This is a genomic window from Amycolatopsis sp. NPDC005003 (genome assembly GCF_053600695.1).
Window position 1 is genome coordinate 28,590 of record NZ_JBSGAI010000021.1, and the last position, 20,797, is coordinate 49,386.

The 20,797-nt window shown below is 71.5% G+C and carries 23 protein-coding genes; 14 read left to right on the forward strand and 9 right to left on the reverse strand.

Going from position 1 to position 20,797, the window contains the following annotated elements; all coding sequences use genetic code 11:
• Window positions 1-3: 3 nt before the first annotated feature.
• Window positions 4-2,505, forward strand: a complete 2,502-nt coding sequence (locus ACWED2_RS24040) for a DEAD/DEAH box helicase (protein ID WP_449692813.1) — start codon at window positions 4-6, stop codon at window positions 2,503-2,505.
• Complete coding sequence (locus ACWED2_RS24045) at window positions 2,502-3,575, forward strand: SWIM zinc finger family protein (protein WP_449692740.1); 1,074 nt, start codon at window positions 2,502-2,504, stop codon at window positions 3,573-3,575. The genes ACWED2_RS24040 and ACWED2_RS24045 overlap by 4 nt, the downstream gene beginning before the upstream one ends.
• A 230-nt stretch (window positions 3,576-3,805) precedes the next feature.
• On the opposite strand, the gene ACWED2_RS24050 is transcribed toward ACWED2_RS24045, so the two are convergent.
• Window positions 3,806-5,017: an FAD-dependent monooxygenase gene (locus ACWED2_RS24050; protein WP_449692741.1), complete on the reverse strand. Its 1,212-nt coding sequence runs from the start codon at window positions 5,015-5,017 to the stop codon at window positions 3,806-3,808.
• 77 nt (window positions 5,018-5,094) lie between these two features.
• Here ACWED2_RS24050 and ACWED2_RS24055 point away from each other — a divergent pair, with 77 nt between their 5' ends.
• Together ACWED2_RS24055 and ACWED2_RS24060 are read left to right on the forward strand one after the other, a co-directional pair.
• Window positions 5,095-5,628, forward strand: coding sequence for a TetR/AcrR family transcriptional regulator (locus ACWED2_RS24055; protein ID WP_449692742.1), 534 nt, complete (start codon window positions 5,095-5,097; stop codon window positions 5,626-5,628).
• A 97-nt stretch (window positions 5,629-5,725) separates the two neighbouring features.
• Window positions 5,726-6,220, forward strand: a complete 495-nt coding sequence (locus tag ACWED2_RS24060) for a pyridoxamine 5'-phosphate oxidase family protein (protein ID WP_449692743.1) — start codon at window positions 5,726-5,728, stop codon at window positions 6,218-6,220.
• Here ACWED2_RS24060 and ACWED2_RS24065 read toward each other — a convergent pair.
• The 3 genes from ACWED2_RS24065 to ACWED2_RS24075 form a co-directional block, all read right to left on the reverse strand.
• Window positions 6,217-7,839, reverse strand: coding sequence for an isovaleryl-CoA dehydrogenase (locus ACWED2_RS24065; RefSeq protein WP_449692744.1), 1,623 nt, complete (start codon window positions 7,837-7,839; stop codon window positions 6,217-6,219). The genes ACWED2_RS24060 and ACWED2_RS24065 overlap by 4 nt on opposite strands.
• Window positions 7,823-8,428 carry a TetR/AcrR family transcriptional regulator gene (locus ACWED2_RS24070; RefSeq protein WP_449692745.1) on the reverse strand — a complete coding sequence of 202 codons (606 nt, stop codon included), beginning with the start codon at window positions 8,426-8,428 and terminating at the stop codon, window positions 7,823-7,825. Before ACWED2_RS24070 ends, ACWED2_RS24065 begins: the two co-directional genes overlap by 17 nt.
• Window positions 8,429-8,708: 280 nt before the next feature.
• Window positions 8,709-9,272 (reverse strand): helix-turn-helix domain-containing protein, encoded by a 564-nt coding sequence (locus tag ACWED2_RS24075; RefSeq protein ID WP_449692746.1) that lies wholly within the window; start codon window positions 9,270-9,272, stop codon window positions 8,709-8,711.
• Between the two features lie 43 nt (window positions 9,273-9,315).
• On the opposite strand from ACWED2_RS24075, the gene ACWED2_RS24080 reads away from it, so the two are divergent.
• The 5 genes from ACWED2_RS24080 (at window position 9,316) to ACWED2_RS24100 (ending at window position 12,623) form a co-directional block, all read left to right on the forward strand.
• Window positions 9,316-9,831 (forward strand): N-acetyltransferase family protein, encoded by a 516-nt coding sequence (locus tag ACWED2_RS24080; protein ID WP_449692747.1) that lies wholly within the window; start codon window positions 9,316-9,318, stop codon window positions 9,829-9,831.
• Between the two features lie 32 nt (window positions 9,832-9,863).
• A complete protein-coding gene (locus ACWED2_RS24085; RefSeq protein WP_449692748.1) occupies window positions 9,864-10,310 on the forward strand; it encodes an SRPBCC domain-containing protein in 447 nt (148 codons plus the stop codon).
• Window positions 10,307-10,651 carry an ArsR/SmtB family transcription factor gene (locus ACWED2_RS24090; protein ID WP_449692749.1) on the forward strand — a complete coding sequence of 115 codons (345 nt, stop codon included), beginning with the start codon at window positions 10,307-10,309 and terminating at the stop codon, window positions 10,649-10,651. The genes ACWED2_RS24085 and ACWED2_RS24090 overlap by 4 nt, the downstream gene beginning before the upstream one ends.
• A gap of 3 nt (window positions 10,652-10,654) precedes the next feature.
• Complete coding sequence (locus ACWED2_RS24095; RefSeq protein ID WP_449692750.1) at window positions 10,655-11,095, forward strand: SRPBCC family protein; 441 nt, start codon at window positions 10,655-10,657, stop codon at window positions 11,093-11,095.
• A gap of 547 nt (window positions 11,096-11,642) precedes the next feature.
• Window positions 11,643-12,623, forward strand: a complete 981-nt coding sequence (locus tag ACWED2_RS24100) for a tyrosine-type recombinase/integrase (protein ID WP_449692751.1) — start codon at window positions 11,643-11,645, stop codon at window positions 12,621-12,623.
• 22 nt (window positions 12,624-12,645) lie between these two features.
• Here ACWED2_RS24100 and ACWED2_RS24105 read toward each other — a convergent pair whose 3' ends face one another.
• Entirely contained in the window at window positions 12,646-13,026 is a 381-nt protein-coding gene (locus tag ACWED2_RS24105; protein ID WP_449692752.1) for a hypothetical protein, read from the reverse strand.
• A gap of 66 nt (window positions 13,027-13,092) precedes the next feature.
• Between ACWED2_RS24105 and ACWED2_RS24110 the strand changes: the two genes are divergently transcribed.
• A complete protein-coding gene (locus ACWED2_RS24110) occupies window positions 13,093-13,884 on the forward strand; it encodes a glycerophosphodiester phosphodiesterase (RefSeq protein ID WP_449692753.1) in 792 nt (263 codons plus the stop codon).
• A gap of 3 nt (window positions 13,885-13,887) precedes the next feature.
• Here ACWED2_RS24110 and ACWED2_RS24115 read toward each other — a convergent pair whose 3' ends face one another.
• Complete coding sequence (locus tag ACWED2_RS24115; protein WP_449692754.1) at window positions 13,888-14,556, reverse strand: transglycosylase family protein; 669 nt, start codon at window positions 14,554-14,556, stop codon at window positions 13,888-13,890.
• 244 nt (window positions 14,557-14,800) lie between these two features.
• On the opposite strand from ACWED2_RS24115, the gene ACWED2_RS24120 reads away from it, so the two are divergent.
• The 3 genes from ACWED2_RS24120 (at window position 14,801) to ACWED2_RS24130 (ending at window position 17,559) form a co-directional block, all read left to right on the forward strand.
• Entirely contained in the window at window positions 14,801-16,201 is a 1,401-nt protein-coding gene (locus ACWED2_RS24120) for an MFS transporter (protein ID WP_449692755.1), read from the forward strand.
• 27 nt (window positions 16,202-16,228) lie between these two features.
• Window positions 16,229-16,984 (forward strand): thymidine kinase, encoded by a 756-nt coding sequence (locus ACWED2_RS24125; protein ID WP_449692814.1) that lies wholly within the window; start codon window positions 16,229-16,231, stop codon window positions 16,982-16,984.
• A 227-nt stretch (window positions 16,985-17,211) separates the two neighbouring features.
• Complete coding sequence (locus ACWED2_RS24130; RefSeq protein WP_003081521.1) at window positions 17,212-17,559, forward strand: RNA polymerase-binding protein RbpA; 348 nt, start codon at window positions 17,212-17,214, stop codon at window positions 17,557-17,559.
• 275 nt (window positions 17,560-17,834) lie between these two features.
• Here the strand turns inward: ACWED2_RS24130 and ACWED2_RS24135 are convergent, their stop codons facing one another.
• Window positions 17,835-18,443, reverse strand: a complete 609-nt coding sequence (locus tag ACWED2_RS24135; protein WP_449692756.1) for an NUDIX domain-containing protein — start codon at window positions 18,441-18,443, stop codon at window positions 17,835-17,837.
• A 48-nt stretch (window positions 18,444-18,491) separates the two neighbouring features.
• On the opposite strand from ACWED2_RS24135, the gene ACWED2_RS24140 reads away from it, so the two are divergent.
• A complete protein-coding gene (locus tag ACWED2_RS24140) occupies window positions 18,492-19,241 on the forward strand; it encodes a DeoR/GlpR family DNA-binding transcription regulator (protein ID WP_449692757.1) in 750 nt (249 codons plus the stop codon).
• On the opposite strand, the gene ACWED2_RS24145 is transcribed toward ACWED2_RS24140, so the two are convergent.
• Together ACWED2_RS24145 and ACWED2_RS24150 are read right to left on the reverse strand one after the other, a co-directional pair.
• A complete protein-coding gene (locus tag ACWED2_RS24145; RefSeq protein WP_449692815.1) occupies window positions 19,174-19,977 on the reverse strand; it encodes a PIG-L deacetylase family protein in 804 nt (267 codons plus the stop codon). The two genes, ACWED2_RS24140 and ACWED2_RS24145, sit on opposite strands and share 68 nt — an antisense overlap.
• A gap of 26 nt (window positions 19,978-20,003) precedes the next feature.
• A complete protein-coding gene (locus ACWED2_RS24150; RefSeq protein WP_449692758.1) occupies window positions 20,004-20,771 on the reverse strand; it encodes a polyprenol monophosphomannose synthase in 768 nt (255 codons plus the stop codon).
• Between the last annotated feature and the right edge of the window lie 26 nt (window positions 20,772-20,797).

The following is a 20,797-nucleotide window of genomic DNA, read 5'->3' on the forward strand; positions in this document are numbered from 1 at the left end:
CTGCTGGTCGACGGCCGCGAGCTGTCCATTGCGGACGGTCTGCCGGAACTCCTGGGCGGCGCCGATGCCTTCTGGGCGACGGCGGCGCAGGCGGCGTTGCGGCTGGTGGCGGCGGGACGGCTGCTGCCGGGCGTCACCGCCGCCGGGCACGACGCCTGGCGCGTCGGCCCGCTGGAACCGGGGGAGGCCGCGTGGCTGCGGGAGCTGGCGGCCGCGATGCCACCGGACGAGCGCGCGCCGGGGCCGCTGCTGCGTGCGTTCCTTGACGCCGTCGCCGACACCCTGCCCCGCACGCCCGCCGCGGCCAAGGCCACCGGGACGCGGTTGTTCGCCGCCGCCGCGCCGCAGCGCGCGGATGCCCTGCGCGACTGGGCGGACGAGCTGGCCGCGGGCCTGGACTCGGGGATCCGGGTGTCGCTGCGGATCGAGGCACCCGGTGGGTTCGACACCGGCCGCTTCCACGCCGTGGTCCAGGTGCACAGCCTGGCCGATCCGGGGCAGGTCGCCGACGCGGTGCAGTTGTGGGAGACCGGGCGGTTCGGGCCGCGGGCCCGCATCGACGTGCTGCTGGCGCTGCGCCGGGGCGCGCAGGTGTGGCCGGCGCTGAGCCCGCTGCTGACCTCGGCCGTGCCGGCCGAGGTGGAGCTGGGCGAGGACGACGTCACCGAGCTGGTCGCGGCCGCGGGCCCGCGGCTGGCGGCGGCCGGGATCGACGTGCACTGGCCGGCCGAGCTGGCGGGCTCGTTGACCGCGCGGGCCGTCGTCCGCGCCGGCGACGAACCCGGTGACTTGCCGTCGTTCTTCGGCGGCGGGCACGCCCTGGCGTTCGACTGGCAGCTCGCCTTGGGCGGCGAGGTGCTGACCGAGGCGGAGCTGGACGCGCTCGCCGAGGCACGCCGTCCGGTGGTGCGGCTGCGCGAGAGGTGGGTGCTGGTCGACCCGGCGCTGGCGGCGAAGGCCCGGGAGCGGGCGCTCAAGCCGCTGACGCCGGTCGACGCGCTGGGTGCGGTGCTGTCGGGGACCACCGAGGTCGACGGCGAAGGGGTCGAGGTCGTCACCGACGGCTGGCTGGCGCGGCTGCGGGAACGGCTGTCCGCACCGCCGGAACCGCAGGCCCCGCCGTTCGGGCTGGCCGCGACCCTGCGGGACTACCAGCTGCGCGGGCTGCAGTGGCTGGCCACCGTCACCGGCCTCGGCCTGGGCGGGTGCCTCGCCGACGACATGGGCCTGGGCAAGACGGTCACGCTGATCGCGCTGCACCTGCACCGGGCTTCGGGGCCGACGCTGGTGGTGTGCCCGGCGTCGCTGCTGGGCAACTGGGAACGCGAGATCCGCCGGTTCGCCCCCGGCGTGCCGGTGCGGCGCTTCCACGGCGGCGCCCGGTCCCTGGACGACCTCGACGGGTTCGTCCTGACCACCTACGGCACGCTGCGCACCGATCCCGCGCCGCTGGCCGGCGTGCGGTGGGGGCTGCTGGTGGCCGACGAGGCCCAGCACGTCAAGAACCACCGTGCGGGCACGGCGAAGGCGCTGCGGCTGGCGCCGGCGGCGGCGCGGGTGGCGTTGACCGGGACGCCGGTGGAGAACACGCTGTCGGAGCTGTGGGCGATCCTCGACTGGACCGCGCCCGGCCTGCTCGGGTCGCTGAGCGAGTTCCGGACGCGGTGGGCGAAACCGATCGAGGCCGGGGACGCCGCGGCGGCCGAGCGGCTTTCGCGGTTGCTGCGGCCGTTCCTGCTCCGGCGGCGCAAGTCCGACCCGGGGATCGCGCCCGAGCTGCCGCCGAAGACCGAGACCGACCGGCCGGTGGCGCTCAGCGCGGACCAGGTGGTGCTGTACGAGGCGGTCGTGCGGGAGATGATGGCCGATATCGCCGCTGGCGACGGGATGGCCCGGCGCGGCCGGATCGTCAAGCTGCTGACCGCGCTCAAGCAGATCTGCAACCACCCGGCGCAGTACCTCAAGCAGCCGGGCGGGCGGTCGGGGAAGGTGGAGCTGCTCGACGAGCTGCTGGACACGATCCTCGCCGAGGGCGGGGCGGTGCTGGTGTTCACCCAGTACGTCGCCATGGCGCGGTTGCTGGAGAAGCACCTGGCCGGGCGCGGGATCGCGACGCAGCTGCTGCACGGCGGGACGCCGGTGCCCCGGCGCGAAGAGCTGGTGGCGCGGTTCCAGAACGGTGACGTGCCGGTGTTCCTGCTGTCGCTGAAGGCCGCGGGCACCGGGCTGAACCTCACGCGCGCCGACCACGTCGTGCACTTCGACCGGTGGTGGAACCCGGCGGTGGAGGACCAGGCGACCGACCGGGCGTACCGGATCGGCCAGACCCGGCCGGTCCAGGTGCACCGGCTCGTCGCCGAAGGCACGGTCGAGGACCGGATCGCGGCGATGTTGCGGGAAAAGCGGGCCTTGGCCGAGGCGGTGCTGGCCGGTGGCGAGGCGGCGTTGACGGAACTGTCGGACACCGAGCTGGCCGAGCTCGTCGAACTGAGGAGCCGCGGATGAGCGACGACCGGGTACGCGGCTTCCCCGCGTTCGGCGCCGGCGGGCACCTGGCCCGCTCCTGGTGGGGCCGGGCGTGGGTGCGCGCGATGGAGGACACCGCGCTGGACCTGCGTCAGCTGAAGAAGGGCCGCAAGTACGCCGCGGCCGGTCTGGTCGGCCCGATCACGGTCAGCCCGGGCCGCATCGCGGCGGTGGTCGAGGACGCCGACGGCGGGCCGTTCCGGACGCAGCTGCGCCTGGCGGAGCTGTCGGAGGCGGATTGGACGCGGTTCCTCGACCGCATCGCCTCGCGGGCCGGGCACCTGGCGGCCCTGCTGGATCGCGACCTGCCACCCGACCTGGCCGGGGCCGATCTGCTGCCGGGGATCGGCGACCTGGATCCGGAGTGCGACTGCCCCGGGTGGGAGCTGCCGTGCCGGCACGCGGCGGCGTTGTCGTTCCAGGCGTCGTGGCTGCTCGACGCGGACCCGTTCCTGTTGCTGCTGATGCGCGGCAAGGGTGAGCGGGAGATCCGGGACGAACTGGAGAGCCGCACGGCACCGGTGCCGGTCGCGGAGCCGGCGGCGCACCGAGTGCCGGGGGAGCTGCCCTCGCTGGAGGAGTTCCGGCCGTCGGGAGCCCCGTCGATCCCGGCGGCGCCGGGGGTGCCGGCCGAGGCGTTCACGCTGCTGGTGGCGAACGCGGCCGGGCAGGCCCGGGCGTTGCTGCGGGTCGGCCGCCGACGGGACGGCGGCACGACGCGGTGCGCTTGGCGGCGGAGTTCCCGGCGGCGCCCGGACGGCTGGGTGCGGGGCCGGGCTTCGCGCGGGCGGTGGCGGCGTGGCGCTTCGGCGGCCCGGACGGGCTGGCGGTGCTGGAAGCGGCGTGGACCCCGCCGAAAGCCGTGGTGGCGGCCGCGCGGGCGGCGCTGGCGGGGGAGCCGGTGTTCGAGCGGAACCGCTGCACGGTGGGTGAGGTGCAGCTGCGGCTGGATCGCCGGGGCCGGTGGCACCCGTACCGGCGCGAAGGCGACGAGTGGTGTCCGGCGGGGGCGCCGGAGAAGGATCCGGGGTTGCTGGTGGGCTGAGTGACTCGGCCCGGCCTGCGCCGCCCATGCGCCGGTGCCGGGGCGGAAATCCGCCAACTTTCCCGGTATCCAGCGCGGTACTCGTTGTCTCCTGTCCCTCGACGGCGGGTTCCGCCGGGCCACTGGGGGTGCGGGCGCGCGGGTTCTCCCGCGCGCCCGCCCGGTTTCCGCCGGTGACCTCCCACCCGCTGTCGAAGCTGGAGGGGGCTGCCACGACCGGGGTCCCCTCCAGCGTCAGGCCGTCGCCTTCACCGCGTAGTCCTTGACCCGCATCGAGTCGTGCATGCGCACGCCGCCGGTGTTGAGCTTGGCGATCGCCCGGGTCAGCCCGGACGGCAGTGCCGAGACCAGCTGCCCACCGCGGGCCAGCGCCCACACTCCGGCGCGCGAGGCCGGGATCAGGCTGCGCGCGGCGCCGATGGCGAAGGCGCGGCTGCGGCGGACCAGCTCGCCCATCTCCCGCTCGTAGGCGGCGAAGGCCTGCTCGTGGTCCCCGTTCGCCTCGGCCAGCTCGCCGGCCAGGACGTACGCGCCGAGCACCGCGAGGCTCGTGCTGCCCCCGACGGCCGGGCCGGGGCAGTAGCCGGCGTCGCCGACGAGCGTCACCCTCCCGCGGGACCAGGTGTCCAGCCGGAGCTGGGTGACCGAGTCGAAGTAGAACGGCCCGGGGCCGTCGAGCCCGGCCAGCCAGCCGTCCACCTGCGGGTGCATGCCGGAAAACGCTGCACGGAGCAGCTGCTGCTGGCGGCGGACGTCCCGGTGGTGGTAGTCGAGCGGCTCGTCGCGGCGGAACAGGAACACCGCTCGCGCGTCGTCCAGGTGCTCGGCGCTGTAGATCGAGGCGGTGCGTCCGGGGCCGAGGTGGGTGACGGCTTCGCCGTCGAGGCCGGCGGTTTTCGGCAGGGACCCCACGGCCAGGTACGCCCCGATGAACGTCGTCAGCCCGGCCTCCTCCCCGAACACCAGGCGCCGGACGTTCGAGTGCAGCCCGTCGGCGCCGATCACGATGTCGAAGCGGCGTGCCGGCGCGTGCTCGAAGGTGACGTCGCCGTCGGGGGAGATGCCCGTGACGGAGTCGCCGAAGAGGTACTCGACGTCGTCGCGGCCGGCGGCGTGGTAGATCTCGGACAGGTCGTCGCGCATCACCTCGACGTGCCGGTCGGAGGTGGCCCGGAAGACCTTCGCCAAGTCCACGTGCAGGGGCTTGGGGCTGCCTTCGCGGTGCAGCGTCATCCGGGTCGTGCCGGTGGCGACGGCTTCCACGCGCGGCAGGACGCCCATCTTCTCGGTGATGTCCATGGCCGGCCGGAAGAGGTCGACGGCGTGGCCGCCGGTCTTGCGCAGCGCCGGCGCGCGCTCGACGACGGTGACGTCGAAGCCGTGCCGGGTGAGCCAGTACGCCAGTACCGGGCCGGCGATGCTGGCGCCCGAGACGAGAATCCGCATGAGTACCTCCCTGACTTAACGGTAGGTAAGTTGTACCACAGTTCCTTACCTATCGTTAAGTCAGTTATGCTGGGCCGGTGCCGAAGCCTTCCGACACCAAGCAACGCATCCTCGACGTCGCGCGCGAGCTGTTCACCAGCCAAGGCGTCCAGCGCACCAGCCTGCAGGACATCGCCGATCGGCTCGGCATCACCAAACCGGCGCTCTACTACCACTTCCCGTCCCGCGAAGACCTGGTCCGCAGCATCGTCCAGCCGCTGCTCGACGACGGCGAAAAGTTCCTCCTCGACCAGGAAGCCCGCGGCGACGCGCCGGTGCGCGAGCTGATCGAAGGCTTCTTCGACTTCAACTACCGCCACCGCGCCGACGTCGTCATGCTGCTGGCCGAGATGCCCACCCTGGCCGACCTCGGGCTCATCGACCGCGTCCTGAGCTGGCGCACCCGGCTCACCCAGCTGATCTGCGGCCCGGCACCCACCCTCGAACAGCAGGCCAGGGCCATCCTCGCCCTCGGCGGCCTGCAGGACGTCTGCATGCAGTTCCCCGACGTCCCGGTCGCCGACCTCAGGGCCGCCGCGGTCGCCGGCGCGCTCGACGCCCTCGGCCACTGAAAATCTCCGCCGAAAAATCTCCGCGGCGCATGTCGAGAACGTCCGGACGGCTCCGTCCCCGGGGCAGCAGAGACCCCGCCCGGAGAAGGAGACGACCATGCTGCAGCACGAGATCACCGAGGTGCTGAACCGCCCGCTCAGCCGCGAACTGCTGGCCCGCGACCTGACCCGGCTGGCCTACGTCGCCAAGGACGGCACCCCGCGCAGCATCCCGATCGCCTTCACCTGGAACGGCACGGAGATCGTCCTGTGCACGACGAAGAACTCCCCGAAGCTGCCGTCCCTGCGCGCCAACCCGGCGGTCGCCCTGACCATCGACACCGAGTCGCACCCGCCCAAGATCCTCCTCGTGCGCGGCCGCGTGGACCTGGACGTCGTCGACGGCATCCCGGACGAGTACCTGCAGATGAACGGCACCTACGAAATGACCCCCGAGCAGCGGGTCGAGTGGGAACGCGAGGTCCGCTCGCTCTACGACGGCATGGTGCGGATCGTCGTCACCCCGACCTGGGCCAAGCTGATCGACTTCGAGACCACCCTGCCCAGCGCCGTCGAGGAACTGGCCCGGCAGCGGGCCGAGCGCGTCGGCTAACCGGCCGCGGCGCGCTCGATGATCGCTCCCGTGTCGACGCCGGCCGGGAGCGTGCCGAACGCGATGCCCCAGTCGCCGCCGAAGCGGGACGCGCAGAACGCGTCGGCGACCGCCGGGTGGCCGTGGCGGACCAGCAGCGAGCCCTGCAGCACCAGCGCCATCGCCTCGACCACCCGCCGCGCCCGGTACTCGATGCCGTCCAGATCCGTCAGCTCCTTGCGGACGCGGTCCACGGCGTCGTCCAGCCGCGTGTCGCCGCCGGCGGCCCGCTCGACCTCGGCGAAGAACGCCGCCACCGACTCCGGCTGACGGCCCATCGCCCGCAACGCATCCAGCGCCGCCACGTTGCCCGAGCCCTCCCAGATCGACGACAGCGGCGCCTCCCGGTACAGCCGCGGCATCCCCGACTCCTCGACGTACCCGTTGCCGCCGAAGCACTCCAGCGCCTCGGCCGCGTGCGCCGGCGCCCGCTTGCACACCCAGTACTTCGACACCGCCAGCCCCAGCCGCCGGAACGCCTGCTCCTGCGCGTCCTCGCGCCGGTCGCCCGCCGCGGCCAGCCGCATGGCCACCGTTGTCGCCGCCTCGGCCTCGAGCACGAGGTCGGCCAGGACGTTCGCCATCAGCGGCTGGTCCACCAGCGCCCTGCCGAACGCGCGCCGGTGCGTGGCGTGGTGCACCGCGCGGACCGCACCCAGCCGCATGCCGGCCGCGCTGCCCAGCGTGCAGTCGAGCCGGGTGTTGTTGACCATCTCGATGATCGTGCGGACCCCGCGGCCCTCCTCGCCGACCAGCCAGCCGGCCGCGTGGTCGTACTCGATCTCCGACGACGCGTTCGACCGGTTGCCCAGCTTGTCCTTCAGCCGCTGCAGCCGGATCGCGTTGCGCGAGCCGTCCGGCAGGACCCGGGGGAGCAGGAAGCACGACAGCCCACCCGGCGCCTGCGCCAGCGTCAGGAACATGTCGCACATCGGCGCCGAGGTGAACCACTTGTGCCCGACGAGGGTGTAGCTGCCGTCGGCGCTCGGCGTGGCGGTCGTCGTGTTCGCCCGGACGTCCGAGCCACCCTGCTTCTCGGTCATCGACATGCCCGCCAGCAGGCCACGCTTGGTGCTGGGCTCACGCAGCCCGAAGTCGTACTCGGTGGCCGCCAGCAACGGCTCGTAGCGCGCCGCCAGCTCCGGGTTCGCCCGCAACGCCGGGATCGCCGCGTACGTCATGGAAACCGGGCAGGTGTGCCCGGCCTCGACCTGGCTCCAGACGTAGAACTTCGCCGCCCGGGCCGCGTGGGCGCCCTCGCGTGGGTCCTGCCACGGCGTGCCGTGCAGGCCGTGCGCCGTCGCGACCTGCATCAGGTCGTGCCAGTGCGGGTGGAACTCGACCTCGTCGATCCGGTGGCCGTACCGGTCGTGGGTGCGCAGCACCGGCTCGTTTTCGTTGACCAGCCGGCCCCACTCCTGGGCCTGCTCGCTCCCGGCCAGCCGGCCCAGTGCGTGCAGCTCGTCGGACGCCCAGCCCGCCCCGGCGCGCTCGAGCCCGGCCAGCAGCGCCGGGTCGGCGGCGACGTCGTGCCCGGCCAGCGGCGGGACCTGGTTGGTGACCTCATGCGTCGCGGGCATCGGAACCTCCTAGAGCGCGAAGGATGAACGTGCGGAGCTCGGCGATATCACCGGCGTTTCCGCTGGTCAACGGCCCGATCAGGACTTCGGCGGCGGCACCGACCAGCGCAGCGGCGGTGAGCCGGCCGTCCTGGGGCGGCAGCACGCCGTCCCGGACCCCGGCGGCGATGTGCTCGGCGATGACCTCGGTGTAGGCCCGCCGGAACTCCAGCCGCTCGGCGTCGATGAGCGCGTCGACCGGCTCGATCAGCAGGGCGTACGCCTGCTTCGGTGCCTTGAGAGCGCGCTGGGCGAAGGTGTCGACCACGGCCAGCACCCGCTCGGCCGGATCGCCCGCCTCCGCCGACGCCGCCCGGACCGCCTCGACCTCCCGCGTGACGACCTGCCGGAAGACGTGCACGACCAGCTCGGCCTTGGTGGGGAAGTGCTGGTAGACGCTGCCGACGGCCACACCGGCGCGCTCGGCGACCGCGGCGACGGAGCAGCCGCTGTAGCCGTGCTCGGCCAGCTGCCGCGTCGCGGCAGCGATGATCGTCTCCCGCTGGGCGTCGAGGCGTTCCTGCACCTTCGGGGTGCGGCGGTAGGGCACGTCAAGAAGTGAAGCACCGATTCACTGCTTCAGTCAACGCGTGCGAACCCGGGGGAGAGCCGGTGACTTCACCCCCGACCGCGATCCCCAGGATCGCCATGTTGTACACGAACGACACCACGCTATGCGTCAGCACCGTGTACCGGATCGGCCGCGCCCGGACCTCCACATGCCCAGCAGCACCAGCAGGAACTCCGCGCACTGGTACCAGATCCGTCGCACACGCCGCATCGCGCGAAGCTACTGCCGACCCGCCGCGACGGCACCCCGGATCACCTGGTCAGATACCCCGCTTCACCAGCGCCACCAGATACCGGCACGGCACCGGACCCGGGTTGGCGAACACGCAGTCCGCCGCCGGCCCCAGCTGCAGGCAGTCGCCGGCGGCCAGCTCGTGCACCTGCGGACCCTCGTGGAACCGCAGGTGCCCGGCCAGCACCCAGATCTGCTGGTGCAGGAACGCATACGTCCCCGACGCCAACGGCACCTCCACTCCCGGCGGCAGCTCCACCTCCACCAGCTCCAGCGGCCGCCCGGCCGCGGGGGAGACCGACCGCCGCCGGTACCCGGTGTCCGGATCCACCCACACCGGCTGCTCCGCCGCCCGCACCAACCGGCGCTCGTCACCCTCGGCCCGCGCGATCAGCTCCGACAGCGTCAAGCCCAGCGCGGCCGACAGCTTCGCCAGCAACGCCGCCGTCGGCTGCACGTCACCCCGCTCGATCTTGCCGATCATCGCCCGCGACACCCCCGACCGGTCCGCGAGCGCCGCGACCGAGAGACCCTGCGACGCCCGGGCGGCGTACACGGTGGCGGCCAAGCGGGCAGTCAGGGGATCGCTCATAACACTGGATACTATACGAGCCAATCTGGCTACCATATGAGCCATGATCCGACCTGCCACCACCCACGACGCCGCCGCCTGCGCCGCCCTCTACGCCCCCTACGTCACCGACACCGCCGTCTCCTTCGAGACCGAACCACCCGACACCACCGAAATGGCCCACCGCATCGCCGGCGCCCACGCCTGGTACGTCCTCGACGACCACGGACACGTCGCCGGGTACGCCTACGCCACCCGCTTCGCCGAACGCGCCGCCTACCGCTGGTCCTGCGAAACGAGCATCTACCTCGAACAAGGCCGCCGCCGCACCGGCGCCGGCCGCGCCCTCTACGAAGCGCTGTTCGAGCGGCTGCGCGACCGCGGGTTCTGCCGCGCCTTCGCCGGCATGACCCTGCCGAACGACGCCAGCGCCGGCCTCCACCGCGCCCTCGGCTTCGAACCGGCCGGCATCTACCGCCGGGTCGGCTGGAAACACGGCGCGTGGCGCGACGTCGCCTGGGTCCAGAAGGACCTCCGCGCAACCGAAGGTTGCACATCAGCGCCCGCCGAGCTAACGTGACACGCAACCAAACGTTGCACAAGGAGCCCGGCATGGAACACGGCACCATCGAACGCGAAATCCACATCGACGCCCGCCCCGACGTCGTCTTCGACGTCGTCAGCAGCCCTGAACACCTCCGCGAATGGTGGCCCGACGAAGCCGAATACCCCGTCGAACCCGGGGGAGAAGGCCGCATCGGCTTCGGCGGCTCCTGGGTGCGGTTCACCGTCGTCGACGCCATCCCGCCCAAGCACTTCTCCTTCCGCTGGACCCACGCCGAAGGTGAAACCGCCGCCCCCGGCAACTCCTTCCTCGTCGTCTTCGAACTCGAACCCGACGGAGCAGGCACCCGCCTCCGGATGACCGAAACCGGCTTCCGCGAACGCGGGTGGGACGAAGCCAAGATCGCCGCCGAACACGCCGACCACGTCAGCGGCTGGGACCACTTCCTGCCTCGCCTGCGCGCCTACGCCGCCAAGGTCGGAGCCACCCGGTGAGCACCGCCGTGGACGACGACCTCTGGTCCGCCGTCGGCGACCCCACCCGCCGCCGCATGCTCGACCTCCTGCTGAACCAGGGGAGCGGCACCGCGACCAGCCTCAGCGAACACCTCCCGGTCACCCGCCAGGCCGTGGCCAAGCACCTCGCCGTCCTCGACCGCGCCGGCCTCGTCCACGCCCACAGCACCGGCCGCGAAAAGCAGTTCCACGTCGACGAGACCCAGCTGGCCCGCGCCGTCGCCCAGCTCACCGACGTCGGCAACGCCTGGGACGCCCGGCTCCGCCGCATCAAGCACCTCGCCGAAACCATCGAAAAGACCATCGAAAGGAAACCGTAGAAAATGGACATCCTGCACCGCATCGGCATCAAAGACGGCACACCCGAGAAGGTCTACGACGCCCTCGCCACGCTCGACGGCCTGTCCGGCTGGTGGACCGAGAAAACCGCAGGGGACACCGAACCCGGCGGCGTCATCGCCTTCCGCTTCATCCCGGGCGGCTTCGACATGAAGGTCCTCGAACTCGACCCCGGCCGGCGCGTCCGCTGGGAAGTCGTCGACGGGCCACCGGAGTGGATCGGCACGACGATCCACTGGAAACTCGAGCAGCGCGGCGAGCACACGATCGTCCTGTTCAAGCACGAAGGCTGGCGCGAGGCCGGCGAGTTCATGCACCACTGCAGCACGAAGTGGGCGAGCTACCTCTTGAGCCTGAAGCAGCTCGTGGAGACCGGGGAAGGTGCTCCGTCGCCGCGGGACGTCCAGATCAGCGACTGGCACTGACGTTACTTGACATAATGTACATTATCGGCACTTGGGGACGTGCTGAGCGGGCGGCCCGGGAGGGGTCCTGAACCCGGGGCTGGGCCTTGCTTGGTCCCGCGAGAGTGTTCGCTTCGCCAGGACGGCTTCTGTGAGGGTTTTGACGAGGGCCCGGTGGGGTCGCCGGCCAAACCAGATCCTCCGAAGGCCTGAGAGGATCCCCTGGGAGACGTGAGCCCGAGGTCTGGCCACCCGACCTCAAAACGTCACGGTGACGAAATCAACTGGGGTTAGCCGACGCTGGATGGCGTTGCGCGGCGCGGTCGGCAACGTCCCATCCGTCGCCATGGGCCCCGAGGCCGAACCTGGGCTCACTGGACCAGTGTCGAACATATGTGCGCATGCCCCGCGCTAGAGGGACGAGGAGCGTCCGAGGCTTCAGGGCCGGCTTCCGGAGAGTTCCATGTCCCCCAAGGGGAAGACCCTGGGACACACCGGCGTTTCATGCATAATTGCCGTTATGCATGAAACGCCGGGTCCAGGCCCGGGCGCGGAAACTGTCGGTGGTGTGCGGTACAAGATCCACATGAAGGTTTCCGAGGCCCAGCAAGCCTTCTTCGCCGCCCGCCGTCCCCGCAAGGACTCCCCGCACACCACCGACGCCTACCGCCGGGATCTCGCCGGCATCACCACTCTCCTGGTTTCGGAGCTCGGCCGCCCGGCCGAAGACCTGGAGGTCGCCGACCTCACCGGCCCGGCGCTGCGGGCGGCGTTCGGTGCGTTCGCGGACGGGCACGCGAAGAGCTCGGTGCTGCGGGCCTGGTCGACGTGGAACCAGTTCCTGACGTTCTGCGTGGCGGACGGGCTCTTGGCGGGCAATCCGATGGGTGCGGTGGCGCGGCCGCGGACGCCGGCGTTGACGCCGAAGCCGTTGCGGGGTGAGGAAACGCCGGAGCAGCTGCTGTCGGCGGCGGCCGCGGGGTCGCGGCGCGCGCGGGATCCGTGGCCGGAGCGGGACGTGCTGGTGATCGCGCTGGGTTTGGTGGCGGGGTTGCGGGCGGCGGAGATGCGGGCGTTGACGTCGCGGTCGCTGGTGGGGCGCGCGGGTGAGCTGCGGTTGCACGTGAAGGGGAAGGGCAGCCGGGACCGGTCGATCCCGGTGCAGCCGGTGCTGGCGGAGCTGATCGAGCGGTACCGGGAGTCGTGCCGGGTGCGGTTCCCGAACGCGCGGTTCTCCCCTGGTTCGCCGTTGTTGCTGGACCGGGCGGGTGAGCCGATCGGGCGGGGTGCGCTGGAGTACCTGGTGAAGTCGTGTTACCGGGGTGCGGGGTTGCACGACCGGGTGCCGGTGGGGGCGAATCTGCACGCGTTGCGGCACACGTTCGCGACGCGGCTGGCAGAGGACGGGGCGACGGCGTCGGAGATCATGGCGTTGCTGGGGCACGCGAGTTTGGCGACGAGCCAGAACTACATCGAGGCGACGGGCCGGGAGCAGCGTGCGGCGGCGGCGAGCAACCGGACGTACCGGGCCCTCGACGGCCTGGGCTGAGTACGCGTGTCGTCCGGTGGGGTCAGCGGAGTTGTTCGAGGTCCTTGGCCGCGCGGGCGATCTCTTCGGCGAGGCCGCGGAGTTCTCGTGGGTCGGCGCCGTCGTCGGCGGCGGTGACGATGTCTTCGGCTGCGCACCGGAGCTGGAAGAGGCGGTCCTGGAGGGCGGCGATTTCGGTGTCGGAGAGGACGACGGCGTCTTCGGGGAGCCCGCTGCGTTGCAGGGCCGTGCGGCGTTCGTAGGCGCGCTGGCGGCAGGACTGGCCGCAGTAGCGGCGGCGGCGGCCGACGTTGCCGCCTTCGGGGAGGCGTCGACCGCACCAGCCGCAGTGCTTGGGGGCGCCTCGGCGGGCCGGGGCGATGTCGATCGTGGTCGGCTGGGTCAGTTCGGCGGCTTCCCTCACCCGGGAGACCCTAGCTGGCCACCGTTTGCTCATGCCGGGGTCATGGCGGAAGTGCACACTTGAGGGATGCAGGCGTCGTTCCCGTACCTGGCCGATCCGGTCCCCCGTGCCTTCGCGCACCGGGGGTGGCACCTCGGTGACCTCGAGGGGTTGGAGAACTCGCTGCCGGCGTTCAAGCAGGCGTGCGCGGAGGGGTACCGGTACCTGGAGACGGATGTGCACGCGACGGCGGACGGTGTGGTGGTGGTGCACCACGATCCGCACCTGGACCGGACGACGGACGGGACGGGCCCGATCGCGGCGCAGACGTGGGCGCAGCTGAAGAACGTCAAGGTGGGTGGGAAGGCGCCGCTGTCCCGGTTGGAGGACGTCCTGGAGGAGCTGCCGGACGCGCGGTTCAACGTGGACGTGAAGGCGGATCGGGCGGTGGAGCCGTTCGTGCGGGTGCTGGAGCGGACGGGGGCGTTCGACCGGGTGGCGGGGGCGGCGTTTTCGGATGCGCGGCTGGTGCGGTTGCGGAAGCTGGCGGGGCCGCGGCTGGTGACGGCGATGGGGCCGCGGTCGGCGTTCGCGTTGTGGGTGCGGGGCCGGTTGCCGTTGTTGCCGCTGGGGCGGCTGGTGCTGGGGGCGATGGCGCAGGTGCCGGTGCGGCAGGGGGCGTTGCGGGTGGTGGACAAGGCGTTCCTGTCGATCGCCGGGCGGTCCGGGATCGAGGTGCACACGTGGACGATCGACGATCCGGCGGAGATGCGGATGCTGCTGGATCTGGGGGTGCACGGGATCGTGACGGATCGGCCGGATCTGCTGCGTGAGGTGCTGATCGAGCGGGGGAAGTGGCAGCAGTCGCAGGAGCTGTGAGGGTCAGCGGGGTGGTTTGCCGGTCCAGGCGGCTTCCCAGGTCTTGGGGCCGAGCAGGCCGCTGTCCTTGATGCCGTTGGCGCGTTGGAGCTCGAGGACGGCGGTGCGGGTCTTGTCGAGGTAGCAGCCGGTGCCGGTGAAGCCGTAGCCGAAGGCGTTCATGCGGAGCTGGAAGGTTTTGAGGGCGTCGGCGCAGTCGCCGTATTGGTAGACGACGCCGGGCCAGGCGGGGCGGGGGCCGCCGGGGCCGGGTGGCGGGGTGGGCAGGCCTCCCCCGCCGATGTAGGCGGATTCGGTGTAGGTGGGGACGCGTTTGCTGCGGGCGTCGGCGTCGGCGGCGAGGTTGAGCATGCCGGCGCACTGCCAGGGTTGCCAGCCGCGCATGCGGTAGAGGTAGAGGGCTCGGTAGTCCTGTTCGGCGGGGGCGGCCTGGTCGGGGCGGCCTTGTCCGCCGACGCTGCGCCAGGTGGGCAGGTCGAACTGGTAGGCGCCGTAGTAGCCGTTGCCGGTGTTGGTGGCGTAGCGGCCGCTGGATTCGCACATGCGGAGCTTGGCCCAGGCGCTCGACGCGGGGTCCGCGGCGGCGGTGGCGGGGGTGATCAGCGGCAGACCCATGGCGGCGAGGGCGAGGAGCAGGAGGCTCGTCACGGTGCGTCGGCGGTTCTGGATCATGGGTGCACAGTAGGAGCGTGTCCCATTGACCACAACAGACACGATCGGCGCTTCAGTCTCACATGAAACAGTGTTCACTTTTGCCGTCGACACGCCGTGAGTGGCGAACCGGGTGAGCCGGCGGGGCGGTGGATGATCACGAAGCGACAAACCGGACACGGTTTCGGTGGCGTGATCGCCGGGTGGGCGCCTCCCCCGTAGTCTCCGCGCTGACCTGGAAGTTCTTGAGCTGAAGGAGCCGTGGATGACGCTGGCCGGGACGCGCTCGACCAAGCGCGAGCGCTGGGGCTGGTATTTCTACGACTGGGCGAATTCGCCGTTCTATTCGTCGACGACGACGGTGTTCGGGGCGCTGTCGATGAGTCCGATCGCGGCGGCGGACGCGCGGGCGAACATCACCCTTAACGGGGATCGTGCGTGCCTGGACGCGGCGGGTGAGACGGACACGCTGCACCACTGCGACGTGACGTTGTTCGGGCTGCACTTCCCGGCCGGTTCGGTGTGGGGGTACCTGCTGTCGGTGGCGACGGTGGTGCAGGTGCTGGTGCTGCCGATCGCCGGTGCGGTGGCCGACCGGAGCCACCACAAGCGGCGGATCCTGGGCGGGTTCGCGTTCCTGGGGGCGGCGGCCGCGGCGGGGATGTTCTTCCTGACCGGTTCGGACTGGCAGCTGGGTGCGGCGCTGTTCATCGTGGCGAACATCGGTTACGGGGGTTCGCTGGTCGTCTATTACTCGTTCCTGGCCGACATCGGCGGGCCGGACGAGCGGGACGGGATCTCGGCGAAGGGCTGGGCGTTCGGGTACCTGGGTGGCGGGCTGGCGCTGGCGTTGCAGCTGGGGTTCTTCTTGAAGCACGACCTGTTCGGCGTGGACCAGGACCTGGCGGTGCAGATCTGCTTCCTGACGTCGGGGTTGTGGTGGGCGGCGTTCACGATCCCGGCGGTGCGGCGGCTCCCCCGCCGGCACGTGCCGGTGGACGTCGCGCCGGGGCGTTCGGTGTTGCGGGCGGGGTTCACGGAGCTGCGGCAGACGCTGGTGGCGGCGAAGGCGTATCCGTTGACGCTGGCGTTCCTGGGCAGCTACCTGGTGTTCACCGACGGGATCAACACGGTGGTGACGGTGTCGGCGCAGTACGGCAAGGACGAGCTGGGTTTCGGCAACAGCGTGCTGATCGTGACGATCCTGGTGATCCAGTTCGTGGCGTACCTGGGTGGGACGGTGCACGGGCTGGTGGCGCGGCGGGCCGGGGCGAAGAGGACGATCCTGGGCAGCCTGGTGGTGCGGATCGCGGTGCTGGGCGGGGCGTACTTCGTGCAGCCGAAGCAGATGCTGCAGTTCCTGGCGGTGGCGGTGGGGATCGGGCTGGTGCTGGGTGGGACGAACGCGTTGTCGCGGTCGTTGTTCAGCCAGATGATCCCGGCGGGCAAGGACGCGCAGTACTACTCGCTCTACGTCGTGGGTGAGCGCGGGACGTCGTGGCTGGGGCCGCTGGTGTTCGCCGGGGTGGGGCAGGCGACAGGGTCGTTCCGGCTGGCCATCGTCGCGTTGGTGGTGTTCTTCGCGGCGGGGCTGGTGCTGGTGTGGCTGGTGCCGGTGCGGCGGGCGATCGAGGCGGCGGGCAACCGTCCGCCGGCGGTGTTGTAGCCACCGATAGGGTCGGGCGTCGTGACCTTGATCGACGACGCCGCCGGCCCTGATCCCACCGATGCCCTGTCGTCGGTTCCCGCGGCCGGTTCGCGCCGCGGGACGCCGCCGGTGGGCAGGCTGAAGTTCTGCTACGGGCCGATGGACTGCGGGAAGTCGACCCTGGCGCTGCAGATCGACCACAACCACGCGCGGCAGGGCCGCCGGGGGCTGGTGCTGGTGCGCCACGACCGCTCGGGGGCGCCGCAGATCTCCAGCCGGATCGGGCTGACCCGGCAGGCGGTGGAGGTCGGTGAGGACACCGACGTGCGTGACCTGGTGCGGCAGGAGTGGGCGCAGGGCCGGCACGTGGACTACGTGGTGGTGGACGAGGCGCAGTTCCTCTCCCCCGGGCAGGTCGACCAGCTGGCGGAGCTGGCCGACGAGGTGGAGATCGACGTGTACTGCTTCGGGATCGCGACGGACTTCCGGAGCCGGTTGTTCCCGGGTGCCGCTCGTCTGTTCGAACTGGCGGACGAGTTGCAGCCGGTTCAGGTGGAGGTGTTGTGCTGGTGCGGGCTGCCGGGGCGGTTCAACGCGCGGGTGGTCGACGGCGAGGTGGTGCGCGAGGGCGACACTGTTGTGGTGGCAGATACCGAACAATCCGTAGTTGAAACTTCAGCTTCAGCACGTTTTGAGGCCGAATTCGCTACCGTGCGTTATCAGGTATTGTGCCGCCGCCACTTTCGATCGGGTGACTTGGGCTCGGTTACCGCTCATCACGGTCAGTTACGGTTGACCTGAGCGAGACGCGAGTAGCCCATCCGGGGGATATCAGCACTAAGAAGGCCGTATTGACGTCACGCCGGAGCGCGAAATGCCTCCTACTAGTGGAAGCTGTTGCAGGCGGGTGACGCAGCTCATCGTGAGCAACGACATGGTGTCCCGGGAATCCTCCGGGGCCCCGGGTCGTTGCATAGGGTGAGCAACACCCTGGCTCCACCCCGGAGCTGACTGAAAGGACCCCCATCATGGCCGACCGTGTTCTTCGTGGAAGCCGGCTGGGAGCGGTCAGCTACGAGACCGACCGCAACCACGACCTCGCCCCACGCCGCACCGTGCGCTACGCCTGCCCGAAGAACCACGAGTTCGAGGTGCCGTTCTCCGACGACGCCGAGATCCCGACGGTCTGGGAGTGCCGCCTGCACGGGAGCGAATCGGAGATCGTCGATGGCGGGCAGCCCGAGCAGAAGAAGGTCAAGCCGCCGCGCACCCACTGGGACATGCTGCTCGAGCGGCGCACGATCCCGGAGCTCGAGGATCTGCTGAACGAACGTCTCGCCGAGCTGAAGGGCCGCCGCACCTCCCGGTCGGCGTGACCCTCCAGGGCTCGGCCTTGTAGCCAAGCTCCCACCACAACGGAAAGGCCCCCGCGACCTCCCCCCGCGGGGGCCTTTCGCATGCCCGCACCCGTACCCGGACGGTCGGACGGCGTCCCCCGGCGGTCGGACCACGTACCCGGAGGGTCGGACCACGTACCGGGAGGGTCGGATGGCGTACCTGGACGGTCGGGTCCGTCATGCCTGCGAGCCGACTCCCCCGGTACGCGAACCGACCGTCCAGGTACGCAAGGCGACCCTCCCGGTACGTGGGGTCAGCGGGGGCGGAAGGGTCCGTGGAGGACGGCCCACTGCAGGAGCAGGATCGTCTTGGCGTCCGCGATCTCGCCCGTTCCGATCATCTCCAGGGCCTTGGTGAACGGGAGCTCGAGGACCTCGATGTCTTCGCCCTCCTCCGCCAGGCCGCCGCCGGTGCCGCGGGCGGCCGGGTCGTAGGGCGCGGCGTAACAGTGCAGGCGCTCGGTCACCGAGCCCGGGCTCGTGTAGACGTCGAACACGTGCTCCAGCGCGCCGATCCGGACGCCGGTTTCCTCCTCGGCTTCGCGGCGGATCGCCGTCTCCGGGTCGTCGGTGTCGAGCAGGCCGGCCGCCGTCTCGATGAACATGCCGTCCGGGTGGTCGTTGACGTAGACCGGGTAGCGGAACTGGCGGGTCAGCAGCACCGTGCCACCCTGGAGGTCGTAGAGCAGCACGGTTGCCCCGTTGCCGCGGTCGTAGGTCTCGCGCTGCTCGGTCGTCCAGCGTCCGTCGCCGTGCTGGTAGTCGAACGTCGTGCGGCGGAGCACGTACCAGGCCGACGACAGCAGTTCCACGTTGGTGACGCGGACGCGCGGGTTGCGGGCCGGGCTTGTCGAAGTGGTCATGCCGCGACCATAATGTGCATGACTCGGAAACAACAAGGAGGATTGTGCATGTTGGTCGGGGAACGCCGTGAACTGCTGCTGGCCCGGCTCGCCGTCGACGGCAAGGTCCTGGCCAAGGACGTCGCGGCCGAACTCGGCGTCTCGGAGGACAGCATCCGCCGCGACCTGCGCGACCTCGCCGCGGCCGGGCTCTGCCAACGCGTCTACGGCGGCGCGTTGCCCGTCTCCCCCGCCGTCGTCGATTACGCCGGCCGGACAGCCATCGCCAAAGAGGGCAAGGACCGGATCGCCGTGGCCGCCGCCGAGCTGGTCCGCCCCGGCTCGACCGTCATCCTCGACGGCGGCACCACCACGCTGGCCGTCGCGAAAGCCCTCCCGCCCGATCTCGAGGCCACCGTCGTCACCCACAGCCCCACCGTCGCCGTCGCCCTGCTCGGCCACCACGGCATCGAGGTGTTCCTGCTGGGCGGGCGGCTGTTCCGGCACTCCGCGGTGACCTGCGGCGCGGCCGCGGCCGAGGCCGCCCAGTCGATCAGCGCCGACGTCTTCCTGCTCGGCGTCACCGGCGTGCACCCCGAAGCCGGCCTGACCACCGGCGACGCCGACGAAGCCGCGATGAAACGCACCCTGGCCCGCCGCGCGGCCGACACCTACGTGCTGGCCAGCGCCGAAAAGCTCGGTGCGGCGTCCCGGTTCACCGTGCTGCCTTTCGGCGACGTCGCCGGGATCGTCACCGACGCCGACGACCAGAACGTGCAGGAACTTGCAGCGCGCGGCGTGCCGATCGTGCGGGCGTGACCTCGGCGTACCACTCGCGCCCGGCCACCAGCCCGAACACCGGTGCCGGTAGCCACACCAGCACCCGCAGTACTCCCGAGAGCCGCCCGCTGCCGCGCACGTCCGACACGTGCGCGGCGAGCGCGGCCTGCTTGCGCGCGGCGAACCGCCGCACGTCGAACCGGTGGGTGATGGCCGAGGCCGGGCTGTAGGCGCGGCCGAGGGCATCGACGTCGTAGGGGAACGGGATCCGCAGCGCGCGGATCAGCCGGGCGAACCGCACGACGACGTCACGCGGGATGGTGGCCTCCAGCAGCCGCGTCCCGGTCAGCCGGGCCGCCCGGCGGGCGACTTCGTGCACCTTGACGTGATCCGGGTGGCCGTAGCCGCCGTTGGCGTCGTAACCCAGCAGCAGATCGGCGCGCTCCTGCTGCAGGAGCGTGGCCAGCCGGTGGGCGGCCTCCTCGGTGTCCGCGCGGACGAACCGCTGCCGCCCCGGCGGATCGGGGTACACGACGGGCCCGTGCCCGCTCTCGGCGTAGCCCAGGTGCACCACCCGGTGCACGCCGAGGATGGCGGCCGCGGCCTCTAGCTCGGCCCAGCGTGGTGTCGGGTGCGCGGCGGCCATGCCGTCGGTGGCCACGACGACCACCACCCGGTGCCCGTCGGCCGCGGCGCGGGCCAGCGTGCCGCCACTGAGCAGGACGGGGTCGTCGGCGTGGGCGTGGAAGGCCACGATGGTCGTCACCGGCCCCATCATGGCCCAGATCGGGCGAAAACGGCTCAGGCGCGCTTGACGAGCCGCCGCAGCTGGTGCCAGCGGCGCTCGAGGCCCCACTTCGCCACCCGCAGGAACGCCTCCTGGATGATCGAGCCGTTCATCTTCGACTCGCCGATCTCGCGCTCGGTGAAGGTGATCGGGACCTCGACGATCTCGAAGCCGGCCTCGTCGGTGCGGATGGTCAGGTCGATCTGGAAGCAGTAGCCGTGCGAGTTGACCTCGTCCAGGGCCAGTTTCTCCAGCACCGGACGGCGGTAGGCGCGGAAGCCCGCGGTGATGTCACGCACCTTCATGCCGAGCGCGATCTGCGAGTAGAGGTTCGCGCCGCGGGAGAGGACCTGGCGCTTGACCGGCCAGTTGACGACGCTGCCGCCCGGCACGTACCGCGAGCCGATCGCCAGGTCGGCGTCGCCGACCGCGTCCAGCAGGCGGGGCAGGTCTTCGGGGGCGTGCGAGCCGTCGGCGTCCATCTCGACGATCGTGTTGTACCCGCGCGCCAGGCCCCAGCGGAACCCGGCGATGTAGGCGGCGCCGAGGCCGGCCTTCTCGGTGCGGTGCAGCACGTGGACGTGGTCGTTGGCCGCCGCGCGCTCGTCGGCGAGCTCGCCGGTGCCGTCGGGGCTGCCGTCGTCCACCACGAGCACGTGCACGTCCGGGAGTGCCTTGTGCAGGCGATCCAGGATGGGGCCGAGGTTCTCCCGCTCGTTGTAGGTCGGGATCACCACCAGCACCGGCTCGATTTCCCGGGCCCCCCGCGGCGCCTGCGACATCCGTGCTCCTCCGATATCCGCGGCGG